The 13,705-nt window shown below is 52.2% G+C and carries 12 protein-coding genes; 4 read left to right on the top strand and 8 right to left on the bottom strand.

Features of this window, described 5'->3' with window-relative positions:
• Positions 1–30: 30 nt before the first annotated feature.
• Positions 31–864, top strand: coding sequence for an ABC transporter permease (locus NFR57_RS00775; RefSeq protein ID WP_251181930.1), 834 nt, complete (start codon positions 31–33; stop codon positions 862–864).
• On the opposite strand, the gene NFR57_RS00770 is transcribed toward NFR57_RS00775, so the two are convergent.
• From NFR57_RS00770 to NFR57_RS00745, 6 genes are all read right to left on the bottom strand, one after another.
• Complete coding sequence (locus tag NFR57_RS00770) at positions 852–1,904, bottom strand: hypothetical protein (RefSeq protein ID WP_251181929.1); 1,053 nt, start codon at positions 1,902–1,904, stop codon at positions 852–854. The genes NFR57_RS00775 and NFR57_RS00770 overlap by 13 nt on opposite strands.
• Before the next feature lie 168 nt (positions 1,905–2,072).
• Positions 2,073–2,804, bottom strand: coding sequence for a phosphohydrolase (locus tag NFR57_RS00765; protein ID WP_251181928.1), 732 nt, complete (start codon positions 2,802–2,804; stop codon positions 2,073–2,075).
• Between the two features lie 14 nt (positions 2,805–2,818).
• Positions 2,819–3,652, bottom strand: a complete 834-nt coding sequence (locus NFR57_RS00760; protein ID WP_251181927.1) for a hypothetical protein — start codon at positions 3,650–3,652, stop codon at positions 2,819–2,821.
• Between the two features lie 33 nt (positions 3,653–3,685).
• On the bottom strand, positions 3,686–5,734 hold the full coding sequence (locus NFR57_RS00755) for a tetratricopeptide repeat protein (protein WP_251181926.1): 2,049 nt from the start codon (positions 5,732–5,734) through the stop codon (positions 3,686–3,688).
• A gap of 3 nt (positions 5,735–5,737) precedes the next feature.
• Positions 5,738–7,006, bottom strand: coding sequence for a hypothetical protein (locus NFR57_RS00750; protein ID WP_251181925.1), 1,269 nt, complete (start codon positions 7,004–7,006; stop codon positions 5,738–5,740).
• An 8-nt stretch (positions 7,007–7,014) separates the two neighbouring features.
• On the bottom strand, positions 7,015–8,121 hold the full coding sequence (locus NFR57_RS00745) for a M20 metallopeptidase family protein (protein ID WP_251181924.1): 1,107 nt from the start codon (positions 8,119–8,121) through the stop codon (positions 7,015–7,017).
• A 156-nt stretch (positions 8,122–8,277) separates the two neighbouring features.
• Here NFR57_RS00745 and NFR57_RS00740 point away from each other — a divergent pair, with 156 nt between their 5' ends.
• From NFR57_RS00740 to dapB, 3 genes are all read left to right on the top strand, one after another.
• Positions 8,278–9,273 carry an aspartate-semialdehyde dehydrogenase gene (locus NFR57_RS00740; protein ID WP_251181923.1) on the top strand — a complete coding sequence of 332 codons (996 nt, stop codon included), beginning with the start codon at positions 8,278–8,280 and terminating at the stop codon, positions 9,271–9,273.
• A 62-nt stretch (positions 9,274–9,335) separates the two neighbouring features.
• Positions 9,336–10,220, top strand: a complete 885-nt coding sequence (gene dapA / locus NFR57_RS00735; RefSeq protein ID WP_251181922.1) for a 4-hydroxy-tetrahydrodipicolinate synthase — start codon at positions 9,336–9,338, stop codon at positions 10,218–10,220.
• A 20-nt stretch (positions 10,221–10,240) separates the two neighbouring features.
• Positions 10,241–10,981 (top strand): 4-hydroxy-tetrahydrodipicolinate reductase, encoded by a 741-nt coding sequence (dapB, locus tag NFR57_RS00730; RefSeq protein WP_251181921.1) that lies wholly within the window; start codon positions 10,241–10,243, stop codon positions 10,979–10,981.
• 48 nt (positions 10,982–11,029) lie between these two features.
• On the opposite strand, the gene NFR57_RS00725 is transcribed toward dapB, so the two are convergent.
• Together NFR57_RS00725 and NFR57_RS00720 are read right to left on the bottom strand one after the other, a co-directional pair.
• Complete coding sequence (locus NFR57_RS00725; RefSeq protein ID WP_251181920.1) at positions 11,030–13,423, bottom strand: glycosyl hydrolase family 95 catalytic domain-containing protein; 2,394 nt, start codon at positions 13,421–13,423, stop codon at positions 11,030–11,032.
• Between the two features lie 83 nt (positions 13,424–13,506).
• Positions 13,507–13,686 carry a hypothetical protein gene (locus NFR57_RS00720; RefSeq protein WP_251181919.1) on the bottom strand — a complete coding sequence of 60 codons (180 nt, stop codon included), beginning with the start codon at positions 13,684–13,686 and terminating at the stop codon, positions 13,507–13,509.
• Positions 13,687–13,705 lie beyond the last annotated feature (19 nt).

Genomic DNA, 13,705 nt, shown 5'->3' with positions numbered 1-13,705 from the left:
CGCCGCGGGTTACATTAAGGAGCAACAAACATGAAGACAAACAAAGGACTTCCCTGTCGCATGACAAAAGTCAAAACGCCGCGACAAACATATCTTGCAAAGCGGCGTAACGATAAAATAATAGTTATACTGTTACGCATAGGCGTACTCGCGTTTTTCATAGGGCTATGGGAACTCGCCGCGGAACTCGGTTGGATAGACCCGTTTATCACGTCCTGCCCCTCGCGAATTGCCAAAACACTGTCCGAAATAGACATGGCGGACTTGTTTACGCACATAGCGTACACCCTTATCGAGTGCATTATAGGCTTTTTCGTCGCAAGCGGACTGGGTATACTGATTGCGGTACTGCTGTGGCGGTTTACGCGGTTGCGGCGTGTGCTCGAACCGTATATAGTCGTTCTTAACGCCCTGCCCAAAATCGCGCTCGGACCTATCATAATAATTTGGGTGGGCGCGGGCGCGCAGGCAATAATAGTAATGACGGTGCTTATTTGCATAATAGTGACAGTCATCAGCGTGCTCAACGGTTTTATGTCTGTGGACGAAGGCAAAATTTTACTGCTGCGCTCCATGGGCGCGACGCGCTTTCAAATCCTTACCAAACTCATCATACCCGCAAACGTGCCCGCGCTCGTCAACATGCTCAAAATAAACGTCGGACTTGCTTGGGTCGGCACAATCATGGGCGAATACCTTGTGTCTACGGCGGGCTTGGGCTATCTCATAATTTACGGCAGTCAAGTATTTAAAATGGATTTGGTAATGGCAAGCACGGTCGTATTGTGCATACTCGCAACGGTTATGTATCTTGCTGTTGCGGGCGTGGAACGACTTACGAAAAAACGCTATCACATAGACTGACGTTTGAGTTTTGACTTAACGCGCTTCGCCTTGCTCTTTACCCTGCGTTTTACGCGAGTACGGATAAGGAACCAACAGTTGCAAGCCAAATACAACAAACCTATTATTCCTATTATCGGATAAAGCGTGCCGACGACGTTGGAAAACCCGAACGCACCTACAATCAGTCCGCCGACAAGCACAATGCCGGCGGCTGTTATTTTGTGCTTGAAAAACACACTGACATAATCGTAAACGGACTTGAACGCGGACAGCGCCGTCGTGAATATCGACGCGGCAATAACGGGCATGCACACAAAATACATCGCCCTCCCGCTTTTCAACGCAATTAGCAATATCGGCATATCCGCGTGCGCCGCCGAACACGACTGCAATGCGCCCATGATGCACAATAACAGTGCGGCGATTACCGTTGCCGCAACCGCCGCCGCCAGTATTATTTCGCGCGGGGACAGCTTATGTACGGTAGTCAATACCCCGCCGCCTAAAATCATATTCATAGACACGTAAAGCACTATCGAATATACGCTGATATTGCTCGACTGCGGACGGAACGGAAACTCCATTGCGCATATCGAGCAAGCGCATAAAAACACTATCATTACGGGCACAAGCACGGCATTGGCTTTTATCACGCCCGACAGCCCTTTAACCGCAGTTACGGCGCAAAGCAAGCCCAAAACAATGGAAGCGAGCGGGCGTATATCTATAAACTCCGCCGCAAGGCTGTCCGTGCCCGCGAGCATTGCGCCCAACACCGTCATTGAATTGAACAGCATAAACACGTCCGCGAACGGGCGAAGTTTGCCGAAAACCGCGCCGTTCACCTCGCCTATGTCCGTCTTTTTTACCCGCCGCCCGACAAACAGAAACAGCACGGAGCACGCGAACACAAGCCCGCCCGCTATCAACGCGATAAACACGTTGGGCACGTCGCCGAAAAACGACACCACCTCTTTGCCCGAAGCGAACCCCGCGCCTATCATAGTGCCGATTATAAGCATAGATACCGACATTGCGCGTAAAAACGATTTAAACATATTATATTGTATGTCGAACAGCGCGCATTTAGAAATGCGCCGAGCAGTCGCGCTTTTGCCCGTTGCACTGCCGTTTTACCACACAAAAAACGAACGCCGAATTTTATACGACGTTCGCTGTAAAAACGATAATGTAACTTCCACACGCGAGTTGACGCGCGCTACAAACTACTCTTCCGACACTTCGGTTTCGCCCGCTTTGGGGTGAACGTTGGTAGAAGCGACCGGCTTTCTGCGATTTATGACGTTTCCGTTTATAACAAGCTCAAACCAATATCCGAGAAACGCCGCGGCTTTTTCGGACAGTACCATGCGCGACAAATATATTTGCAAATATTCCATTGTCGCGGACGTATTGTCCATTTGTATGACAAGGCGAATTGTCTTTTTGTTTTTGTCGATGGCGAGGTAATTCTTTTTGATGGATAGATTGACGCGGTCGTGAATATCCTTGCGGTCGGCGGTTTCTCTGCGCACGCGCGATCGGTGCGCGTCCGATTTGTCCGCGAGTATAAGCGCGGCGGCAACTTCGTTTACGGGCGTGCCCGTTTCTTCCTCGTGGTTGCCTATCGCCGAAATAATCAAAGCGACTTCGCCCGCGTCCATGCCCATGCGCACAAGTATATCGTAAGCCAAAAGCGACCCCGTAAGACCGTGGTGCTTGCGGTTAATCGCGTTGCCTATATCATGAATCCAGCCCGCTATCGCGCCCAGTTCGACGGTGCGTTGCGGGAAGCCCAGCGTGCTCAAAATATTCGCGGTAGTTTTGGACACATACCCGACATGCCGCAACCCGTGCTCGGTGTAACCGAGAACTTTAAGGCTGTTGTTGCTCGCGTTTATAAGCTGTTTAAACTCGTCGTTTTCTTTGACGTCGTTAAGCGTTATTTCTTTCGACATATTCACTCTTATTATTATAAGCCGTAATAGGCTTTATATAACGGATCGTCCGAAAAATCCCGACAGTGTTCGTCAACAGTGCCGCCCATCATTTCTATGGAATTGCGAATTTCTATAAACTCCGCAAACGTGCACGTGTCTATCAGCTTGTACAAATCGGCGCAAGCGCGGTCGTCGCCGTACCTGCCTATCAGCGCCGCAATATACGGGACTTTGGGATCTGTCGCCAACAGATCGCGCAACAGCGCGAGTATTTTGTCGTCGCCCGCATCGCAGAACGTAAGGATTTCGGCATACTGTTCTTTTTTATCGAGGTCGTCCGTTGTTTCCGCGCGTTCGAGAATTATATCCTTGACTTGTTCCGCGCGGTCGCACAGCGCTTCCACGCACACTTCGCGAATAGACTCGTCTATATCGCGCTCTATCATTGCCAAATAAAAGTCGTTGTCCGCGCCGCCCAGTTCCGATATAAGACTGACCGTAACGGCAAGCAACTTTTCGTCCGTCGCCGACCGTGCAAGCGCGACAAGATCGTCCAAAAGCGACGGTTCCGTCGCTATTCTGTCAAACAACAGCGAGCACGGATTGAGTTCGCCGACGCACGCGCCTTTAAGAATGTCTATAAGCTCTTCGGTCGGAATTCTGTTAAAAAATTCGGACGGCGAAATTCCGCCGAGCGAGGTTTGCGGCGACGTCGCCCACGTATGGTAAACGTTGTCCAAATCGCGCTTGGCAAAGTCCTCCGGCGAGGAATATTCGGCTTCGTGTTCGTTGTAATATTTATCGGCATAGTTCTCGAACAGCTTGTCAAAGTCGAAAAAGTACAGTTCTTTGTTTTCGTCGTTCATATTGTTTTCTCCTTACGGACTTTTATCCGATCGTTAATTTTTTGCCGCGCCGTGTATTTTTGCGGCAACTGCTTTGTATGCCGTGTTTGCGGCGGTCTTTGTCGAATATCCGAGCGCGTATTCTATTCTGTCGCCCACCGTGCCGTTACGCCGTTCGGGGGTCATAACGGACTTGATTAAGTAATACGCAACGTCGCGCTCGCTATTCTCGTCGTCGTCGAATATTCCGCTTTGCAATAACGGTTCTATCTCTTTGACCTTTTCCGATAGCGCGGCGGTCTTGCCCCGCTCCAAAATAAGTATAAACGCATAAGCGATACGGCTACCCGCGGTCGCATTTTCGCCGAGCGAGCAAACGACGCTGTCCGAATACGGGCAGTAAGCGACGCTTACGGTAAATTCGTCGGCGCGCTTTAACAGCTCCGCAAGTATAACAGACTTGACCATAGGTTCGATATACGGCGAAACCAGCGCGTCGCGCATTACTTCGTCCAGCTTGTAGATTGCCGCCAGTCTGCGCGCCGCCTCGAACATCGCGACGGTCGTCTTGCGGTCGTTGCGATATTCCAGCGTCAAAAACACTTCGAGTCCGAGCCTAAACGCTTCGTTATTAAGCATTTCGTCGGTTACTATGCCCGCCGCCGCAACGCCTGAAATGTTTTCTACAATCATGCTCAACGCATGTTGCGGCGCTTCCTCGCCTATGGGTAATTCTTGCGCGCCCGCCTTTGCCGCCAGATAATAATATCTGATGTTAAAATCGTCGTAAAGTATGCGGGTAAGGTCGTACAACTCGGCGGTCGCGTCCTCGCGCTCGCCGTAATTATACAAAACCTGCGCATACAGTTGGCGTATGTCGAGGATATTGAACTCGTCGATATAATCTTCCAACAGTTCGAGCGCGTCGTCGGGCGTGCAGTAATTTATGGCGAGCCGCGCCGCTTTGTATACGTGGTCTGCGTCTATAAAATCGTCGGTTGCGATAGCTTTGAGCGCGGCGGGAATTTCATCGAACTTGCGCTGAACTTCGTAAAGCGTGCACAACAGCGTGCCCGCAAGCGCGCCGTCCGCATGAACGCCGAGCGCGCGTCTTATTGCGCGTTCCGCGTCGCCGTACCGCTCGTTTTCCAGCAGTATAAACGCGCGCACGCACTCGCCGCAATAGTACAAATGCTTGTCGTGCGTTCCTATTTTATCGAGCGTGGACAACGCCGCGTCGTATTCGCCTTTGTCGCAATAGTGTTCCGCCGTGCGAAGCGCAACTCGCGCGCGCAGTTCCGCAGGCAAGTTTTCGTTATTTAAATCGTTTATAAACGCGTCTTCGAAAGAAAAGTTTTCTTTTTCGTCGGCGTCTGTTTCCTCGTCGTCTGCAAGCAAATCAGTGACCGCGTCGTCGTCCTCGGCAATCATCTTTGCCATTTGCAAAAAATCATACACGGGATTATCGCTGTCGAATTCTTCCGTCAATTTGTGCCTGTCGCCGCCGTTTCCGTTATCCTCCGCCGCTTCCGAATTTGTCGCGCCGCGAAATTTAATTATTTTAGACGCCGTACCGCTGCCCTTGACGTTCGCGCCGTCCGCTTTGGCTTCGTCTTTATCTGCGACAGGCTCGGCGGGATCTATTGCGCCGTACTCGCCCGCGCGAAACAACTCCTCCACAAACACGTATTCGGAATCGCCCATGATTACGCCTATTCCGACGTCCGCCAACTCGTTCACGATTTCTTTTAAATTCTGCCCGCTCGATTGCACAAACTCGTCGCAAGACAGCATTGCGTTGGGGTCGCGGCGCAAATATACGGTAGCCAAAAGATTGCGGTATGCCGCCGTGCAGTCGGGGAACCTGCGAATATGCTCCATAAATTCGCGGTAAGCCAACGTTAAAAATTCGCGATCGTCGCTCGACTGCGACATGACAAGATAAAGCATGCCGCAAGCCATGTGAAAATCGGGATTTTCGGTCGCTTCCGAATACTTTAAAAGCCTGTCGAGCGCGCCTTCGTAATCGTCCTCTTTAAGCCGTTCCGCAAACTCGCGTTTATACAGCGCAACAGCGCCGTTTTTATCAAATGCGGTTATCAATCGTTATTCCTTACCGTTATCCGTGCCGTCGGCTTTGTCTGTGCCGACTTCGGAAGCGGCGCTATCGGGAACGGTCGGCGCGGTTTCCGTTACAGCGGGCGCAACTTCGCCGTCGCTCTCCGCGCTGTCCTCGCCGTCGTCGTCCGTGCTTTCGCGCATGACCTTTTCGTGTTCTTTCTCCAAACGCTCCAAATCCTCGCGCCTGAACGTGGGAGTAAGCGGAGTAATGGACGCGCCTTCGTCAATGGACTTCTTGCGCTTTTTGGGATTTTTGTACGCGACGGGCTGTTGCTTCTTTTTGCCGACCTGCTCCGTTTTTTCGTCGTCGAAATCGCTCGCGCGCTTGGCGTACACGGTAGAGGGTTTGTTCTCAATCTTGTCGTACAAAAACTTTTCGTAACAGTGATGACAGTACAGCGTTATGCCGAGCGTGGAGAACGACACGCCCAAAAACACGTAAACCATTACAAGTATCATCATTATCCCGGGGATAAACATCAAATACACGGGTGCGAGCGCAAGCCCGATTATCAGTATCGCCTGTATGTTGGTGCCGATTACAAACAGCAAGGAATTGCGTATCAACACCATGGGGCGCATTTTGAACGCCGCGTTCTGCGTCAGGAAGAACGACGCAAACAGTATCATAAACACCAAGAAAATAATGGACAGCGTTATGCTCAACGCTTTTAAGCCCGTTGACAGGCGGTAAGCGTCGAAGTACCCGAACGAAAACTGTACAAGCAGTATAGTAAGCCCGAACGCAAAGCCCATGACGAGCGCGGGCAGCCAGCATTTTTTAATGCCGCGGAAAAAGTCTTTAAACGTCCTTGTGGGTTCTTCCCAAACGAGCTTGCGCATGACGTACAGGTTGCCCGAAACGCCGAGCGCAAACACCGCAATACACGGAACAAGTATTAAAAACTCCATCAGTTCGTAAGAAAAATTAGTAAGTACGCCCTGCGTGATTGCGTCGGTGACAATGGGATAGCCGATGCCGAGATTGCCCGAATACGGAATAAAGCTCGCCGCGACCGCCGTGTTCAAATAGAACAGCACCATAACCGCCGCCGCGGGCAGTGCGAACAAAACGGTGAGCAAGTTCAAAAACACCATAGTTCCGAATCTGTGGAAAAACAGGTGTTTAAACATTGCCCACTTGGACATTTTCATGCGTTCGGGCGTGAGATCGGGCTTTGTGTCGTCGCCGAACATCATGCGCTGAACTATGCCTTTCTTTTTCTTTTTTACCGTGGTGTCGCTTTTAGCCATTAGCTCTCCTATTTCTTCTTCGAGTACGATTCGATTATTTTAAGAAACAACTCCGTTCCCGTGAGCAACGCGCGCTCGTCGAACGAAAAACTTTCGCTGTGCAACGGGGATCTGCGTCCGTCCGCGCCCGTGCCCAGCCAAACCATGCAACCCGTCGCCTCGCAGAGATAGTTGGAAAAATCTTCCGCGGTGTTGCGCGGTTCGACCGCAACGCACGCTTCGCCCATTACGCTCCGCACTCGGTCAACCGCAAACGCGGAATTGATTAACGGTTTGTAAACGGCTTGACTTATTATGCGGTGATTTGTGCCCAACTTATCGTCCGCGTCAAGCGCGGCTCGCTCTATGTCGAGCATGGCGGCTTCGCACTTTGCCATATCGTAAAACCGCAACGAATATTCCGACTTCGACTTGTCCGCGACGATATTGCGCGCCGCGCCGCCGACGGTTTTGCCGAGGTTTAACAACAGCCCGCGTTCCTCCGCCGCGCGGAACGCCGCGTTGGCGATTGCTATCGACGCTTTAACGGCGTCCGCGCCGAGTTGCGGCATTGCGCAATGGCTCGCCTTGCCCTCGACTTCCACGTCGAATTCGCAACAACCCGCAAACATACCGCCGTAGCAGTAGCCGATTTTGCCTTCGTCGAGTTCGGGGCAAAGGTGCAACGCATAAATTTCGCCGACGTCGTTCATCACTCCGCCGTCAATCATGACCTGACTGCCGCCTATACCCTCCTCGCCGAACTGAAAAATAAATCTAATCGGAACGTCGCTCGTTCCGCCGAGTATGCGCGCGACGTTTAGCAGGTTGGCTGTATGCCCGTCGTGACCGCAAGCGTGCATGACGTTGCCCGAAGCCGCGCAAGCGGACATGCCCGTCGTTGCGACGTCCTCGGTTATGGGTAACGCGTCTATGTCCGCACGAAACGCCAGCCGCGGCGCGCCGCGCCCTACGTCGCAATATACGCCCGTACCTATTAACTTGGGCTTGTAGCCGAGCCGTTTAAGCTCGTCCGCGATAAATGCGGATGTTTTATGCTCCTCGCCCGACAGCTCCGCAAGCGAGTGTAGCTTGCGCCGCGTATCGGTAAGGTATTGCAAAGATAGATCACCCATGATTACATTATACTACTTATCGCGCCTTTTTTCAAGTAAAAAGACGGCATTTTTAAAAATAAGAACGCACGCTCCGACGCGCCTTGTGCGCGCGCGTAATCGCATACGCTTGACAATGCCGAACGATAATGATAATATATTCGTCGGAGGCTTTATATGAACGTAACAACAGCGGTAGTAGGCGCAACCGGTCTTGTCGGGCGCATGATGCTCAAAGTACTCGAAGAACGCAACTTCCCGGTCGGAGAATTGCACCTTTTTGCGTCGGCGCGCAGTGCGGGCGCAATAATGGAGTTTAATGGCAAAAAATACACGGTTGAAGAACTAACCGCCGAAAACATAAAAAAAGCCAATGTAAAATACGCAATATTTTCCGCGGGCGGCGACGTGTCCAAACAGTTCGCGCCTATATTCGCGTCGTGCGGCGCGGTGGCGATAGACAATTCCAGCTACTGGCGCATGGATAAAAACGTGCCGCTCGTCGTGCCCGAAGTCAATCCCGAAGCGGCGTTCAAGCATAACGGAATTATCGCCAACCCAAACTGCTCGACGATACAAGCAGTGGTCGCGCTCAAACCGCTCCACGACGCGTTCAAGATAAAACGCATAGTGTACTCTACATATCAAGCGGTGTCGGGTGCGGGTCGTCAAGGTTACGACGATCTTCAAAACGGAATAAACGGCGAGCCGCCCAAAAAGTTCCCTCACCCCATTGCGTTTAACGTTTTACCGCATATAGACGTTTTTACCGACGACGGCTATACCAAAGAAGAACTTAAAATGGTAAACGAAACGCGCAAGATTTTAGGCGACGACGCTATGCGCATCACCGCTACAACCGCGCGCGTGCCCGTATATTACGGTCACAGCGAAAGCATTAACATAGAATTTTACAACCCCGTTACGCGCGCCGCCGCGCTCGACGTTTTGCGTCAAGCCAAAGGCATAGTAGTGTGCGACGATCCCGCAAACAACGTCTACCCCATGCCTATCGATTCGGAAGGGCACGACGAAGTGTTTGTCGGCAGAGTGCGCGAGGATCACTCCGTCGATAACGGACTTAACATCTGGGTCGTCGCAGACAATATTCGCAAAGGCGCGGCAAGCAACGCCGTCCAAATAGCGGAACTGTTGCACGGCAACGGCTATTAAGGCATTTCATACGCGCGAACCGCGCGGCATACAATAATCAAGACTAATTCAGAGGTAAGATTATGACACTGTTTACGGGCGTGGGCGCGGCTATGGTCACGCCGTTCGGAAAAGACGGAAATATCGATTACAACGTACTCGAACGCTACATAGAGCACCTGCTGTCGGGCGGCACGACGGCGCTGATTCCTTTCGGCACCACGGGCGAACCCGCCACGGTCAAAGCGGCGGAATACGAACAAGCCGTCAAGTTTGTTATAGCAAAAACCAACGGCAGAGTACCGGTCATAGTCGGCGCGGGCAGTAACAGCACCGCCGTCGCGTGCGAACGCGCTAAAAAAGCAAAGGACTTGGGCGCGGACGCCGTGCTCGTCGTAACCCCCTACTACAATAAATGCACGCAACGCGGCATTGTGGAACATTACAAAGCGGTCGCCGCTGTCGGCGCGCCCGTCATTGTTTACAACGTCCCCACTCGCACGTGCGTAAATATTTTGCCAAAAACCATTGCGGAGCTTGCCGACATAGACGGCATTATCGGCATTAAGGAAGCGAGCGGCGACATCGACCAATTTCAGGACGCGGCAAAGGTATGCGCGCAAAAAGACTTTGCAATGTACTGCGGCGACGACAGTCTTACGACTATCGCCATGGCGCTCGGTTGCAAAGGCGTAATATCGGTAGCGGCAAACCCCGCGCCCAAAATCATGAGCGAACTTTGCGCACTGTGCGACAAAGGCAATTACGCCGAGGCGCGCGCGCTTCAATTTCGTATTAGCGAGTTTGTACACAGTCTTTTCTGCGAGGTCAACCCTATTCCCGTCAAAAAAGCCATGCAACTCATAGGGCTGGACGTCGGCACGCCGCGCCTGCCGCTTACCGAACTGGAACCCGAACACACAGACAGGCTCGCCGCGGCAATGCGAGAAATCGGGCTTATAAAATAAGTCGCATAGGTACAACAAAAATGAAAAAGGCTTTCTTATTCGGCATAAGCGGAAAAATGGGCAAAATGCTCGTGCAATGTGCGCCGTCGTTCGGTTACGAAATAACAGGCGGGTTCGATGCTTTTCCCCACCCCGAAATTCCGACGTTTGACGACGTGCGCAACATAAACGTGCCGTTCGACGTTATAATCGACTTTTCACGTCCGCAAACGCTCACGCCGTTAATATCGCTCGCCGACGCGCGCAAAACGCCCTGCGTAATCGCCACGACCGGCTATAACGACAGCGAACTGATGAGCATAAGACTGCTTGCAAAGCGCGTGCCCGTTTTCCGTTCGGGCAATACAAGCCTCGGCATAGCCGCGACCAAGGCGGCGGCTAAAGCCGCGCAAGCGATACTCGGCGACGGGTTCGACATCGAAATCGTCGAAAAACACCACAATCAAAAAGCGGACAGCCCGTCCGGAACCGCGCTATTGCTCGCGGATGCGCTCGCGCCGCGCGACAAACAAATAATAAACCGCGACGGCAAGCGCAACAGCGGCGAACTGGGCATTACGTCGGTGCGCGGCGGCGGGGTTGTTGGCGAACACGAAATCGGTTTTTACGGCGAACACGAAACGGTTACAATATCGCACTCGGCAAGAAGCAGAGAACTTTTTGCGGCGGGCGCGTTCCGCGCGGCGGACTTCGTATTATCGGCAAAACCCGCGCTATACGACATGGACGACGTAGTCGCCTATCTTACAAACAACAAGTGAATAAATTCAAAATTAAAACGTGCGACAGTCACCGCACGTTTTTTTGTGTTAGAATTTTATATCGAGTGTTACAAGTTTGTTAGCCGCGAGTTTCAGTCCTATAAGCAAGCCGCGCGTATCGTCGAACTTTTGCGCGTCCACCTTTTTGGGCGCTTTTGCCGTTTTGGGGAACTGAACGTCAATCACAGCCGCGCGCTTGGCTTTTAGCTTGACAAGCAACGTTCCGCGCGACATATCCCACTCCATGGACGAAATTTCCACGTTCGCCCTTGTCTGGAAGCCTGTCAGCACGCCTTTATTCATTTCCGACGGAACGGCGGGAAGCAAATGGATAAGGTCGGGCGTGGACTGGACAAGAGCCTCTTGCATTGCGCCCGTTACCATCAGATTGACGTAAGGAACGGGCTGCGCCCACAAGTCCTTTTTACCGCTGCCCATGCCGCGCCAATCGCTTTCAGCAAACATCAAGTTGTTCATAGCCATGCCGCGTACAAGCGCGTTTATTTGCTCATAGAACTGATCGCCGTCGCCCAACCGCGCAAACACCTGCGCATAACGCGCGACGTCCGCCGCGGACATATTTTCCTTTGCTGTAGAGGTCTTTTTACGCGCGGTCGCGCTCATCGCCTTGTTAAGCTCGGCGTTTTCGCGACATCTGTAATCGGGATAAACGGGATAATACAGCGCAAGCGACGGCGACGCGGGGTTATCCGTGCAACGGTCGTCTATAAATTCGCTTACGGTGCCGTCGGGATTGAACTTGAACGGCGGAATCTTTTTGAGCATGTCTTCCCACTTAATGACTTCCGCTTTGTTCATGCCCGCAGACTTCGACCCCTCGATAAGATTTGTCAAAAGACTGCGCGCAACCGCAAAATCGACCGTTGCGTTTTTGGCAATACCGTGCTCATCGCCCGTTCCCGCAAGGTTGCCGGGGGTCGTAAACGGAGAATACGACGGCGAAGATTCGTAATATTTAAGATCGACGAGCTTGAAAAACTCTTCGTAGAACGTCGCCGCCTCTTTCATGAACGGGAGTGCGCGCGTCTTTAAAAACTTTTGATCGTTGGTGTACAGCGCATAATCGTAAAACAGGTTGCCCAACCAGCCCGCGACACCCGTGAAGTGAATCATGGAATCGCTTATGTCGCCGAGGTAGCCCGTCGAGGGCGAAGTGGTATACGGCACAAATATGCCGCGGCAACCGTAAAGCCGCGACGCATTGGTCTTTAATGACGGCATGACCGCTTCGTACAGGTGGAACACGCTTTCCGCAAAATCGTTAAGATTTCCGCTCTGCGTCATGTCGTACACGGCTTGCAAATCGCCTGCCGCATTGATCTGCGCTTTTTCCGCTTTGTAATCGCCGCACCACAAGCCGTAAGGCGCAAACGGACGCGCGTCGGGCGAAGAACCCGTGATCATCAGGTATCTGCCGAACGCCCACAGTTTTTCGAGCGTGGCGGCATTGGTTTCGCCCGTTTGCACTGCGTCGGCGACCGACTTGTCTACAAATTCGTCGCGCGACTGCTGGTCGGCGGCAAAATCGACTTCCGCCGAATAGAACAGTTTTTGGTGCAGTGTTTGATGTTCTTTGAGCAATTTATCATACGGCAATTTAATTTCCATAATCGCCGCTTTGCAGTCTTTCCACGCCTTGTCGCGTTGCGCTTCGATAAACGGTTTGATTATTACGAGGATTTTTTCCGCGCCCGTAATTACAAGCCTGTCGTCCTTGATTTCCTGCTTGCCCGCGAAAAAGTTGATCTTTGCAACCGCGCCGAAGTCCGCGCCCGACGAGGAACGCGCGGAAAAATACAACCAGTAATTTTCGCTCTTGACGCTGACGCTTTCGGGCGTGGCGGAAACCGCGACGGGAGTGCGCGCGTTAAACTTATCGTGCAACTCGAACTTAAAGCTCGCGTCGATATTCTTCTGCCCCGTGCGCGTAATTTCGTACACTATTATATCGCGCGCGCGCGAAACAAACGCATTGCGCTCGAAGCGCGTCGCGCCGTCCTTAAACGACACCGAGGCTTCGGCGTTTTCCATATCGAGCGTGCGGCTGTATTCCTTTGCCGCGCGGTCGAGGTTCATATCTATTTTAAAATCACAGAGCGGCAACGGGTACGACAACTGCGGGCGATAGCCCTTGCGAATAAGCTCGGTCGATAAAATCTTTTCCGCGCCCAAAAAATCGCCGTCGTCTATTTTCTTGCGAACTCCCGCTACTTTTTCGGCAACGTCCTGCAATGCGGAGTCTTTACCCTGCCACCACAGATCGCCGTGCGTAAGCATAATTACGTCGCTGGCAGCGCCTCCGTATACGGACGCGCCTATTACGCCGTTGCCGAGCGGCAAACCCTCGCGCCACTGACTTCCCCACCATGACGAAGGTTGGGAAAACCTCAACGTATTTTTCGGTTTGCGTGTAACTGCCATTTTTTTTCTCCTTCTCGCCTCAACTTATTACTTGTGTAATTATATCACACCGCTTTCGCATTTGTCTACTGTTCGACGCGATTTTAGTCGTATAAAATACCGAAATAATCGAAATACCGCCCGTTTTTTGCCCAAAACAGCCGTTCTGCGGGGCGTTTGATATCGGCAAGGATTTTTACGCGCCGTTTACTGCCGCCGTTTACGATACCGCAAATACGCGCCGCCGCACCGCAACGCACAAAAAAGCCGCGCTTGATTGGCACGGCTTTTGTAATGCGTATT

It is taken from the genome of Anaerocaecibacter muris (genome assembly GCF_943192945.1).
Classification (GTDB): domain Bacteria; phylum Bacillota; class Clostridia; order Christensenellales; family Pumilibacteraceae; genus Anaerocaecibacter; species Anaerocaecibacter muris.
This window is presented reverse-complemented; position numbering and strand designations above follow the sequence as displayed.

Bases quoted from the DNA above. Each gene is read 5' to 3' on its own strand.
- NFR57_RS00725 (WP_251181920.1), bottom strand. From the start codon at position 13,423: ATGGCAGTTACACGCAAACCGAAAAATACGTTGAGGTTTTCCCAACCT.
- NFR57_RS00760 (WP_251181927.1), bottom strand. From the start codon at position 3,652: ATGAACGACGAAAACAAAGAACTGTACTTTTTCGACTTTGACAAGCTG.
- NFR57_RS00765 (WP_251181928.1), bottom strand. From the start codon at position 2,804: ATGTCGAAAGAAATAACGCTTAACGACGTCAAAGAAAACGACGAGTTT.
- NFR57_RS00740 (WP_251181923.1), top strand. From the start codon at position 8,278: ATGAACGTAACAACAGCGGTAGTAGGCGCAACCGGTCTTGTCGGGCGC.
- dapB (WP_251181921.1), top strand. From the start codon at position 10,241: ATGAAAAAGGCTTTCTTATTCGGCATAAGCGGAAAAATGGGCAAAATG.
- NFR57_RS00745 (WP_251181924.1), bottom strand. From the start codon at position 8,121: ATGGGTGATCTATCTTTGCAATACCTTACCGATACGCGGCGCAAGCTA.
- NFR57_RS00775 (WP_251181930.1), top strand. From the start codon at position 31: ATGAAGACAAACAAAGGACTTCCCTGTCGCATGACAAAAGTCAAAACG.
- NFR57_RS00750 (WP_251181925.1), bottom strand. From the start codon at position 7,006: ATGGCTAAAAGCGACACCACGGTAAAAAAGAAAAAGAAAGGCATAGTT.
- dapA (WP_251181922.1), top strand. From the start codon at position 9,336: ATGACACTGTTTACGGGCGTGGGCGCGGCTATGGTCACGCCGTTCGGA.
- NFR57_RS00770 (WP_251181929.1), bottom strand. From the start codon at position 1,904: ATGTTTAAATCGTTTTTACGCGCAATGTCGGTATCTATGCTTATAATC.